This window comes from Thermomicrobium sp. (genome assembly GCF_053493975.1).
In genome coordinates this window covers 1-9,964 of the sequence record NZ_JBRBZA010000080.1, presented here as the reverse complement: position 1 = coordinate 9,964, position 9,964 = coordinate 1, and the positions used below count along the sequence as shown (strand labels likewise).

The following is a 9,964-nucleotide window of genomic DNA, read 5'->3' as shown; positions in this document are numbered from 1 at the left end:
CCCATAGGTCATGGTTCGCCGTGGAGTCGGCGAGGATCACCGAAACAATGCCGTTTCTTCTCGATCATCTCGCAGACGTTGCCGAAGCGGTTGGGCTGAATCCGCGCTCGCCGGCGACCAGGAACACGATGCGCCAGCCAGCGAGACGCGCAGCGGCGACCTCGGCCAGGGTTCCCGGTTGGCCATGTGGGCCGAAGGTCCAGTCGCGCTGGTGCGTCGCCGGCTCGACGGCCAATGAGCGTACCGGAACTCGCCAGCCCAGGCGCACCTGGAGCAGCGCATCGTAGCCGTGATAGCTCGGTTGCGCGTTCATGCCGAAGTGACCGATCGGATACTCGTACCAGTGCAAGGCGAGCCAGGCCGGGCCGTTCACGACGACGAGCGGCCATCCCGGCGCGACTCGTGCGGCGGCGACGACAGCCCCCTGCGCCGCGCTGGCCCGCTCGGCGAGTTCGGTCCGCCGGGCGACGAAGCTCACCCCCTGCAGGAGGGCCAGCGCGACCAGCAGGCTGCTGAGCGCCACGGCGATCGATCGGCCGCGCGGCCACCGCCAGGCGTCCGCCGGGAGCGATCCCCAGAACGCGGCGATCGCTGGCCCCGCTGGATAGAGCAGGCGCGGGCTGTCTTCGACGTATCCTGCAAAAGGGAGAAAGTACGCTGCTGGTGAGAACAACAGGAAGCCGAGCGCCAGGACCACCGCGGCCGATCGTGCCTGGCCACCCAGCCCGTGGACGAAGAGCCCTGCGCCGAGCGCGAGGAGCGCGGAGACGGTAACTGCACTCCAGGCGTGGCGGGTCAACCACTCCGCATCGAAGAAGACCGTGAGCTGGCGCGTCACCGGGTAGGCTGCCGCTTCGAGCCAGAAGACGGCGTTCTCGAGGCGGTCCGACCAGGTCACGGCACGCGGGCCGGGCTTGGCGAAACCCCAGAACCAGACTGCGACGTAAGCACCGTTCCCCACCAACGCGCACGCCAGCCAGGGGGTCAGCGCGCGCCAGGCCCGCCGGGTGCCCTCGGACGCCAGCATACTGGCGAGCGACAGCAGGCCGGCCAATGCCCCGGTCTCGTGAAAGCCAGGTGCAGCGAGCGCGAGGAGCAGGGCGAGCCCGCGCCAAGACCACCGCCGCGTGGTCTCCCCGCCGGCGCGGAGCCAAGCCAGCAGGGCTCCGAGGAGACAGCTGGTGACCAGGAGATGCGGTAACGAGCAGACGATCTGCACGGCCTGATAGGCGAAGGGAAAGCTCGCGAACAGTGCCGCTGCGAGTGCGGACGCGCCGCGCCCCACCAGGCGCTGAACCAGCCAGCCGAGCAGGAGCACGTTCGTGGCGTGGAGGAGCACCGCGAGGGCATGATACGGCCAGGGATCCTGTCCGCCGGCGAGATCGTGCACCAGCTTGTAGACCACGAAGGTCAGCGGGCGGTAGTAACTGAAGCCGGGGAGCGGGCGGAGCAGGAGATCCTGGTAGCGCGTCTCCCGCGCTAGCAGCAGATCGTAGCTGTCGTCCAAGAGGAAGCTGAAGCGGAGCGAGGGGAAGTAGAGCGCGAGCGCCAACGTGACCGGGGCGAGCAGGAGGAGGCTGAGCAGGGAGCGCCGAACGAGCGCGCGTCGACGGTGCACAGGCCACGCTGGGAGCGTTCCCCGACGGTCACTGCCGGACATCCGCTGTCCCGTCCTTCCGCTGGCTCGGTCGGATGATACCGAGTCGATGGGAGGAGCGGCTCGTGTCTCCGCTCACCGACCTAGCCGGACGAGGTATCGCGCGAGCGCCTGATCAGCGGGGCACATGCGGCGCGCCGACGGCTCGGCCGGCGTGGAGCGGATGCGGCGTGCGCGAGCCGGCGAGGGCGGTCGCTGGCTGGGACGCACCGCGCGATGGGCGCGAGCCAGCGTGCGGTCGCCTTCCCAGCGCGACGCGGAGAGAAAACGAGCGCGCGAGCAGCGATGGGATTGACCGTGTTCCCCCGGGGTGCGGCGAACCGGACGGCGTGGCGTCAGCGGGTCACGGTGAGCCCGAGGAGACTGCCCATCTCGCGCAGCTGCTTGCGGGCCTGCTCGATGGCCTGGCCCTCGCGGGCCGCGCGGATCGTGCGTTCAGCGGCATCGGCCAGGAGCTGGATCGCGCGCGGCGTATCCAGGTCGTCGGCGAGGGCAGTGGCCAACTGGTCGCGCAGCGGGGCGAGATCGAGCGGGCTGCCGCTTCCGCCGGTGATGCTGACCGCCTCGCGCAGCCGTCGGACGAGCGGCTCGAAGCGAGCGGGACCGTCGTCCTCGTAGGCGAACGGTGTCCGGTAGTGGTGACTGAGGAGATAGAGGCGGATAGCATCTCCAGTGTGCCGCCGCAGTGTCTCGCGCACGAGGACCAGATTGCCGAGCGACTTGGACATCTTGGCGCCTCGGTACTCGACCATGGCCACATGGACCCAGAAACGGGCGAAGGGGCTCGTACCGGTGTAACTTTCCGATTGGGCGATTTCGCTCTCGTGATGCGGATAGATGAGATCGGAGCCGCCGCCGTGCACGTCGATCTGTGGCCCCAGGTACTTCATGGCCATGGCACTGCATTCGATGTGCCACCCGGGCCGACCAGGCCCCCACGGACTGTCCCAGGTCGGTTCGCCGGGCTGAGCGGCCTGCCACAGAACGAAATCGAGCGGGTCTTCCTTTCGCGGATCCTGCGGATCGGCGCCCCGCTCGGCCGAAAGGCGGATCATCTCGTCGCGGCTACAGCGACAGAGGTGTCCATAGTCGGGGTCACTGGCGACGCGGAAGTAGACGTTGCCGTCGCGCACGTAAGCTGCCCCGCGCTCGAGGAGTTTTTGAATGATCTCGATCATGAGCGGGATCTCCTCGGTCGCCCGGGGGAAGACGGACGGGAAGAGGACGTTGAGAGCGTTCAGGTCCTCCTGGAACTGCCGGATGTAGTAGTCGCCTAGCCGATCCCAGGGCTCACCGACCTGGCGAGCCTTGCGCAGGATGTCGTCGTCGATATCGGTGATGTTCTGGACATACTTGACGCGCCAGCCCTGATATTGGCAGATGCGGTTCAGGATGTCGAAGACCAGATACGTCATAGCGTGCCCCATGTGGGTCGTGTCGTAGGGGGTCACGCCGCAGACGTAGAGGCGGACGGTGCGCCCGTCGAGTGGGGCGAAGGGTTCGATCGTCCCGGTCAGCGAGTTGAACAATCGCACGGCTTCGCTCGCTCCCTCCAGCATTCCGGCAGCTCGCTTCGCGTATCCTACCATCGGCGTGCCAGGTCGGCGTTCCGCGATTCGGGAAGGGAGAGTACGATGGCTGGTCAGGTCGGTGAACGGGCTCCCGAGTTCCGCTTGCCGAGCACGCTCGGGCATCCCGTGTCGTCGTCCGAGATCCTCGCCGAGCGGGTCGCTGTCCTCGCCTTTTTCCACTTCGCCTTCACGAGTGGCTGAGCGAACGAGCTGTCCCAGTTGTGGGACAGGATCGAAGAGATCCGCGCGCTCGGAGCCGAGGTCTATGGCGTCAGCTGTGACAGCCATTTCGCGCAGGCAGCCTGGGCGCGCGAACTGGGAATCGGCTTCCCGTTCCTCAGCGACTGGAGCCGCGAAGTGATCGCCGCCTACGACCTGAGGCTCGACGAACTCGCGGGCTACCGCGACGTGCCGGCCCGGGCGATCGTCATCGTCGATCGCGACGGGACGATCGTCCACCGCGATCGGGCACCGCTTCGCCAGCTACCCGATGTCGAAGCCGCGCTGGCTGCGCTCCGCTCACGAGCGGCGCACTGAGCTGGCCGTCGTCGAGACTGTCGGTGCGGCCTCTGGCCACGGCCCCTCGCGCAGCCGGCGGAGCGCTGCCTCGACCAAGCGTCGAGTCGCTGGTGCCGGCTGTCCCACCTTGAGCTGGACCAGTTCGGGCGGGAAGAGGAGGTCGAGCGTCCATTCCATGGCCAGGCGGATGCGGCGGTCCCAGCGCGGCATCTGGAGCAGCGCGTAGGTGCGCCAGAGCCACCAGGCGAGGAATCCGGTCAGCGTCACCCGGCCGAGCCAGGCGATGGCATCGTGATCGCCCAGCGTCACCATCATGCCGCGCGTGCGGTAGCGCATCGGCTGGAGCGTTTCGCCCCGCAGGCTGGCCACCAGATTGCGGGCCAAGAGCTTGGCTTGCCGGACCGCGTGCTGGGCCGTCGGGGCGTACGGGCGACCGGTCGCTGGATCGATGACGGCCGCGTTGTCGCCGATGGCCCAGACGTTCGGATGACCGGTCACCCGCAGGTACTCGTCGACCACGATGCGACCGCGCTGGTCGAGAGGCAGGCCGAAGCTGCGGACGATGGGGTTCGGCTCCACGCCGATCGCACTGACAATCGTGCGCGACTCGAGGCGTGTCCCGTCGTCGAGGACTACCGCGGCGGGCTCGACCTGGATCACCTTGCAGCCGAGCAGGACTTCGATCCCGCGCTGCCGGAGTTCACGCGCGGCGCGGTGCGCGACGGTATCCGGGAAGCCGGTCAGCAGGCGCGGCAGGGCTTCGACGAGGACGATCCGCGCGGTGTCCGGCTGGATCGCACGGTAATAGGGGAGCGCGTGGGTGAAGAGGCTGCGGATCTCCGCGGCCACCTCGACACCGGTCGGTCCACCCCCGATCACGACGACGGTGAGGAGCCGACGTTGCTCGGCCAGATCGGGCTCGATATCGGCCTGCTCGAGGAGGTCGATCAAATGGTTGCGCAGCGCGAAGGCGTTGCTCAGCCGCTGCACATCGAAGGCGTAGTCGTCCAGACCAGGTATGCCGTAGGTCGCCGGGACGCCGCCCAGTGCCAGCACCAGCTGATCGTAGGGCAACTCGAGCGGGCGCTGGTGGTGCTGGTACAGCCCATGCTGAATGGTCACCGTCTGCCGCTCGAGATCGACACCGGTCAACTCGCCGACGTACAGGCGGGCGTGCGGCAAGACGTGACGGATCGAGGTGAGGATCGTTTCCACGCGCAAGCCCCCAGCGATCACCTCCGGCATCAGTGGGTAAAAGACGAAGGCGTTCTCGCGGGAGACGAGCGCGACCTCGACGTGGCCGGTGCGAGCGGCGTGACGCAGCTGATGAGCAGCCGTCACGCCGGCGAAGCCGCCTCCAGCGATGACGATGCGAGCGGGGCTGGTCGGTTCGTGTTGTCGCCTCATGTTTTCCCAACCTCATGTGTCGCGGCAGGATCAGCTGCCGCTCGACTAACCTCGAATTCTAGCGCACCGGACGGCTCGTTTGCGGCTATGCTGTGACGGAAGACCCGGCACGGCGTGCTCGCCCGCATTGCGGCGGCGCACCGAGCCGCGGTCGTGGACGAGAGGAGGCGACGGTGGGAGCACGCGGATTCGGATTGGCAGCCGCGGTCTCGCCTGACGTCATCCGTCGAGCAGCCAGCGCTTGCGAGGCGCTCGGCTATCGCACCTTCTGGGTGAACGATACGCCGGACGGTGACGGCTTGGCGGCGCTGTCCGCTGCGGCTGCCGTGACCAGCCGGATCGCGCTCGGCGTGGGAGTCCTGCCGCTGACGCGGTGGACACCGGAGCGGATCGTCGAGCGGGTGCGCGAGCTGACCCTGCCGCTCGACCGGCTCCGGCTGGGGATCGGTTCGGGGACAGGACCCGGTGCGCTGGAGCGGGTGCGGAGCGGCGCACTCGCGCTGCGGGCAGCGTTGGCCTGCGAGCTCGTGGTCGCGGCGCTCGGTCCCCGCATGTGCCGTCTGGCCGGTGAGGTGGCCGATGCCGTGCTGTTCAACTGGCTCACGCCGGACCATGTGGAGCGGGCGACGCAGTGGGTCGCCGCGGGAGCGCAGCGAGCCGGTCGGCCGTTACCCCGACGCTACGCGTACGTCCGGGTCGCCGTGGGCAGCGCGGCCCTGCCTCGCTTGCGGGAGGAAGCGGCGCGTTACGAACGTTTCCCCGGGTACCGCGAGCATTTCGCGCGGATGGACGTATCGGCGCTCGCCACTGCAGTCGCCGTCGAGCGAGCCGAGATGGTGGCAGCCGCGCTGGCACCCTGGGAGACGGTGCTGGACGAGACGGTCGTCCGCGCCATCACGCCCGGTGACCGGCTGGACGAGGTGCTGGCGCTCGTCGAGGCAGCGGCGCCCGGCCGTCAACTCGGCTCGGGTGGCCAACTCACCTCCTGACCGGCCAGGATCCGTTCGATCTGCTCGAGATGGAGCCGGTCGTGCTCGACCAGTTGCTCGACCAGGTCTTCGACCGTGACCTGGCCGAGCCGCTCGTGAATGGCCGGACGCTCCCAGTCCTTGAGGGAGAGGGTCATGAGCGTGGTCAGGGTGTCGCCACGCTGGTGGCCCAGTTCGTCGAGCGCCTCGCGCAGCGAGGTCGTCGTTTCGGCCAGCGCACTCAGGTCGACCGTCCGGAAGTAGGGGGTGTCCTGCGCGACCATGCGCAGGATCCGCTCCCGCATCAGGGCTTCCACCGCGGCCAGATGGGCCACGATACGCGCCAGCTGCGCGCGTTGGCCTTCTCCATCGGATCCGGCCTGCTCGAGCAGGGCGGTCAACCGGCGCGGCGTCTCGGCGAGGAGATCGATCAGTTCCTGATAGGGGTGGAGCATGGGCGGCTCCTTCGTGCTCCGGCTCAGCGCGGTGGCTCGCTGGCCGGCAGATCGGTCACGTGCCAGGTGAGGCCGAACGGGTCGCGGAAGACGAACGAGTGTTCCCCGCTCTCGGCGACGGCGTAGCCGCGGACCAGCACTTCGGCGCGGAGTTCCAAGAGCGTTTCGGGGGCGACGCGCAGGCTCAAGTGCAGGAGCCGAGGTTCGACGAAGACCGTGCCGCGACCAGCGAACTGGAGCAGGAGCTGGAGCGGCCCGTTGCGGAGCAGGACGTACTCCGGCACGATGCCGGTTCGGAAAGCGGTGTCCCAATCGAGGTCGGCCGGCAGGTATTCCCAGCCCTGACCCGCTCGCCGCACGCGCCAGACGACTTCCATACCGAAGAACTCGCGGTAGAACCGCTCCGCTGCTGGCAGATCGGCGACCCGGATGGCGATGTGCTGGAGCGCTTCGATGCGGAGCGTGCGGGGTGCAGGCAAGAGCGGCTCGCTGCCGGCGTCCGGCAGCGCGAACGGCAAGCGCCCGCTTCCCGGTGGAGCCGGCACCAGCTCCGCGTGGACCGGTTTCCGTACCTCGCTCATATGACGATCCTCCCCAGCAGCTAGCGGTACCAGCCGAGCGTCGCGAGCGCCTGCGTCCCGAGCAAGCCGAGTTGGACCTCGTACGGCGTCCCGCTGGCTTCGGGATGCCACTCGAAGCGCGCTCGCTCGAAATACTGCACGGTATATTCCTTCCCGTCGGCCGAATTCAACTCGCGGAACTCCGGGCTGATCGGCAAGCCGAAACGGGCGAGCCCGCCGTTCCGCTCCCAGTATCGCAGAAAGGCGCCGCGCACGACGAACCCGGTCTCCGGGAAGTACCGTTCGTCCGGACCGAGCCGCTCTGGTGGCGGTTCCGGGAGGAACGCCCGCTCGCCGAGCGCCCATCGACCGAGGTGCGCGAGTTGGACCTCGCTCGGCGTCCCTCGGTACTCCGGCCAGTACTCGAAGCGGGCCCTCTCGAAGAACTGGACGAGTCGCCCGCCGCTCCAGAACGGCTCGGTCAGCGGGTAGCCGAAAGCGGCCAGCCCGCCGTTCTGCTCCCAGTAGCGCCGGAAGGGGCCGCGCAGCGTGTGGCCCGTCTCCGGGAAGTAGCGCACTGCCGGATCGTCCGGGCGAGGGACAGGGCTGGTCGGTACCGCTTCGGGACGGGCCAGCTGCTGGTAGACCAGGAACGCCGGCTTGCGCGGCCAGGGGATGGCCTCGCGGCCATAGACCATGCCCGAATCGAGCAAGCGGACCAGCCCCCAGCTGGCATAGCCGTGGCTGGTGCCGAAGTCTTCGAACTTGAACCAGAAGACCCGCTCGACCTCAGGTGCCTGCTCCCAGAGGAGCGTGTAGACCTGGCGCAGAAACTCGGCCTGGGCGAGTTCGCTCGCCGTCGGCGGGAGCACACCGGCCGGTGACCAGGCCGGGGGATCGGCCGGCCGTCCCACCTCGGTCAGCCAGATGGGCGTCGTATCGCCGTAGGCGAGTTGGAGCGCGCGCAGGTCCCGCACGGCTGCCAGCACGCTCCCGGCATCCGGTAGGAAGTAGGGATGGAGGGAGAGCGCGTCCCAGGGATAGCGACCGGTGCGGCTGCGGTAGTCCTGCACCGCTGGACTCCGGTACACGGCCTCCAGCCACGCCAGGTGCCGGTCACCGTCGGCATGCCGGTCGAGAAGCAGGCTCCCGGCGACGACGCGCGTGGCTGGGCTCTGCTGTTTGACCGTCTCGTAGACGTCGACCGCGAGGCGCCCGTAGATCTCGGGGCGGACCGCGTGGACGCGCCCCCCGGTCTCCTCCCACAAGAGTTCGTTGGCATTGGGCTCGTTCAAAAGCTCGACCGCGGCGAGCGCCGCGCCGTAGCGCCCGACGATCTCGGCCGTGCGCTCGACGAAGGCCCGCGTGTAGCGGTTCCTCCCCTCGAGGTCGGGCGGCTCGTCGATGCGCGAGAAGGCATACGTCGGATCGACGTCGGCCAAGATCCCCGAACCGAGGACCGCCAGCACCTTCATCCCGTAGCGGGGCGCGAGCTCCCACAGGTACCAGTCGTGCTTGCCCCAATCGATCCAGCCGGGACCTGGGGCGCGGTCGTACTCGGCGTGGAACTCGATCCGCACCCACCGTGCGCCGAGCGCTGCCATCTCGGCCATCATCGACTCGAGGAAGGCCCGGTTCAGTTCGAGCGGATACCGTTCCGGATCGGTGTTGAACTCGTACCAGGGATCGCGCCCGACGATGCCGAAGAACTCCGGCCAGCTCGCGGCATCGCGCGCGACTGCGGCTGGCTGGACCGGCAGGGCCGAACCGGCGAGCAGCGATGTCGACACCAGGAGAAGCCGCAGCCAGCGACCAACGACCACGGCTGCACCCTTCCCTTCCCGTTCGGCTGGCGGCAGCGCCGCTGGCTAGGCGAGGGCTCGCCGCCAGGGCTCGAGCACGAACCGTTCCAGCGCCTCGGCGACCCCGTCTTCGTCGTGTCCCCGCACGACCGCATCGGCCTGCGCCCGCACGTAGTCCGGCGCGTTCCCCATCGCTACGCCCAGACCAGCGCGGCGCAGGAGGGGGAGGTCGTTCTCGCCGTCCCCCACGGCGAGGACGTCCTTCAACGTGAGTCCCATCCGACGGGCCAAGAGTTCCACACCGCTCGCTTTGCTCACGCCCGGCGCATGCACGTTGGCTACCCAGCGTGGCAAGGCTGGGATCCACTCGAACGGGCCGTGATGGTAGATGGGCAGCCCGGCGCGGGCCAGGCGGGCCGTGGCGCGCCGCAGGGCTCGCTCCGGCCCGAAGAGGTCGAGCGTCAGGACATCGGGCAACTGGGTCACGGCCGCAGCCGGCAGCTGGTCGACTGCGCCGCTGCGCGGCAACAGCTCCTGCTCGAACTCGGGGAGCGCCGGTAGCGGGTCGGTGACGAGGACGAGCCGCTCCCCGCTGGCCAGCCCGCGCAGGGCGAGGGCTCCCAGCCCCTCGCGCTCGGCCTCGGCCAGGGCGCGTGCCAGCGCGTGCCGATCGAGCGGTCGCTCGGCCAGTGCCTCCTCGCGCTCGGCGTCCCAGACCAGCGCGCCGTTCACCAGGACCAGTGGGAGCGGCAGACCGAGTTCGGCTAGCACCGGCCGGGTCGCGCAGAGCCGGCGACCGGTCGCCAGGGCGACCGGGATGCCGAGCTGACGACACTCCGCGATGGCAGCCCGCACCACTGGTCGGACGACGTCGCTCGGGTCGAGCAGCGTCCCGTCGATGTCGAGGACGACCAGGCGGAAGAGGCGTTCGGTCACCGGTGAGGGCTGGTGCGTCTCCATGCTGCCTCCGGCCGCTCCCTTCTCCGATCTCGGTATACCACAGGAGCGGCCGGTGATCGTGTCGG

At 69.1% G+C, this 9,964-nt stretch carries 10 protein-coding genes; 3 read left to right on the top strand and 7 right to left on the bottom strand.

Annotated elements, in window-relative coordinates:
- Window positions 1-64 precede the first annotated feature (64 nt).
- Complete coding sequence (locus ACWIVK_RS12530; RefSeq protein WP_448577071.1) at window positions 65-1,660, bottom strand: hypothetical protein; 1,596 nt, start codon at window positions 1,658-1,660, stop codon at window positions 65-67.
- A 332-nt stretch (window positions 1,661-1,992) separates the two neighbouring features.
- Window positions 1,993-3,216 carry a cysteine--tRNA ligase gene (gene cysS / locus ACWIVK_RS12525; protein ID WP_448577070.1) on the bottom strand — a complete coding sequence of 408 codons (1,224 nt, stop codon included), beginning with the start codon at window positions 3,214-3,216 and terminating at the stop codon, window positions 1,993-1,995.
- A 75-nt stretch (window positions 3,217-3,291) separates the two neighbouring features.
- On the opposite strand from cysS, the gene ACWIVK_RS12520 reads away from it, so the two are divergent.
- Together ACWIVK_RS12520 and ACWIVK_RS12515 are read left to right on the top strand one after the other, a co-directional pair.
- Window positions 3,292-3,429, top strand: a complete 138-nt coding sequence (locus ACWIVK_RS12520; RefSeq protein ID WP_448577069.1) for a hypothetical protein — start codon at window positions 3,292-3,294, stop codon at window positions 3,427-3,429.
- 9 nt (window positions 3,430-3,438) lie between these two features.
- Complete coding sequence (locus ACWIVK_RS12515) at window positions 3,439-3,765, top strand: redoxin domain-containing protein (protein ID WP_448577073.1); 327 nt, start codon at window positions 3,439-3,441, stop codon at window positions 3,763-3,765.
- On the opposite strand, the gene ACWIVK_RS12510 is transcribed toward ACWIVK_RS12515, so the two are convergent.
- Window positions 3,748-5,154 carry an NAD(P)/FAD-dependent oxidoreductase gene (locus tag ACWIVK_RS12510; protein WP_448577068.1) on the bottom strand — a complete coding sequence of 469 codons (1,407 nt, stop codon included), beginning with the start codon at window positions 5,152-5,154 and terminating at the stop codon, window positions 3,748-3,750. The genes ACWIVK_RS12515 and ACWIVK_RS12510 overlap by 18 nt on opposite strands.
- A gap of 173 nt (window positions 5,155-5,327) precedes the next feature.
- On the opposite strand from ACWIVK_RS12510, the gene ACWIVK_RS12505 reads away from it, so the two are divergent.
- Window positions 5,328-6,143, top strand: coding sequence for an LLM class flavin-dependent oxidoreductase (locus ACWIVK_RS12505; RefSeq protein WP_448577066.1), 816 nt, complete (start codon window positions 5,328-5,330; stop codon window positions 6,141-6,143).
- Here ACWIVK_RS12505 and ACWIVK_RS12500 read toward each other — a convergent pair.
- The 4 genes from ACWIVK_RS12500 to ACWIVK_RS12485 are packed head-to-tail and all read right to left on the bottom strand — an operon-like array spanning window position 6,110 to window position 9,899.
- The gene (locus ACWIVK_RS12500; protein WP_448577065.1) at window positions 6,110-6,577 is read right to left on the bottom strand and encodes a DinB family protein; all 468 of its coding nucleotides are present in this window, start codon (window positions 6,575-6,577) and stop codon (window positions 6,110-6,112) included. The two genes, ACWIVK_RS12505 and ACWIVK_RS12500, sit on opposite strands and share 34 nt — an antisense overlap.
- A 23-nt stretch (window positions 6,578-6,600) precedes the next feature.
- A complete protein-coding gene (locus ACWIVK_RS12495) occupies window positions 6,601-7,158 on the bottom strand; it encodes a VOC family protein (protein ID WP_448577064.1) in 558 nt (185 codons plus the stop codon).
- A gap of 20 nt (window positions 7,159-7,178) precedes the next feature.
- The gene (locus ACWIVK_RS12490; RefSeq protein WP_448577063.1) at window positions 7,179-8,960 is read right to left on the bottom strand and encodes a glycosyl hydrolase; all 1,782 of its coding nucleotides are present in this window, start codon (window positions 8,958-8,960) and stop codon (window positions 7,179-7,181) included.
- A 45-nt stretch (window positions 8,961-9,005) separates the two neighbouring features.
- Entirely contained in the window at window positions 9,006-9,899 is an 894-nt protein-coding gene (locus ACWIVK_RS12485) for an HAD family hydrolase (protein WP_448577072.1), read from the bottom strand.
- Window positions 9,900-9,964 lie beyond the last annotated feature (65 nt).

Bases quoted from the DNA above. Each gene is read 5' to 3' on its own strand.
- ACWIVK_RS12530 (WP_448577071.1), bottom strand. From the start codon at position 1,660: ATGTCCGGCAGTGACCGTCGGGGAACGCTCCCAGCGTGGCCTGTGCAC.
- cysS (WP_448577070.1), bottom strand. From the start codon at position 3,216: ATGCTGGAGGGAGCGAGCGAAGCCGTGCGATTGTTCAACTCGCTGACC.
- ACWIVK_RS12520 (WP_448577069.1), top strand. From the start codon at position 3,292: ATGGCTGGTCAGGTCGGTGAACGGGCTCCCGAGTTCCGCTTGCCGAGC.
- ACWIVK_RS12510 (WP_448577068.1), bottom strand. From the start codon at position 5,154: ATGAGGCGACAACACGAACCGACCAGCCCCGCTCGCATCGTCATCGCT.
- ACWIVK_RS12500 (WP_448577065.1), bottom strand. From the start codon at position 6,577: ATGCTCCACCCCTATCAGGAACTGATCGATCTCCTCGCCGAGACGCCG.
- ACWIVK_RS12495 (WP_448577064.1), bottom strand. From the start codon at position 7,158: ATGAGCGAGGTACGGAAACCGGTCCACGCGGAGCTGGTGCCGGCTCCA.
- ACWIVK_RS12485 (WP_448577072.1), bottom strand. From the start codon at position 9,899: ATGGAGACGCACCAGCCCTCACCGGTGACCGAACGCCTCTTCCGCCTG.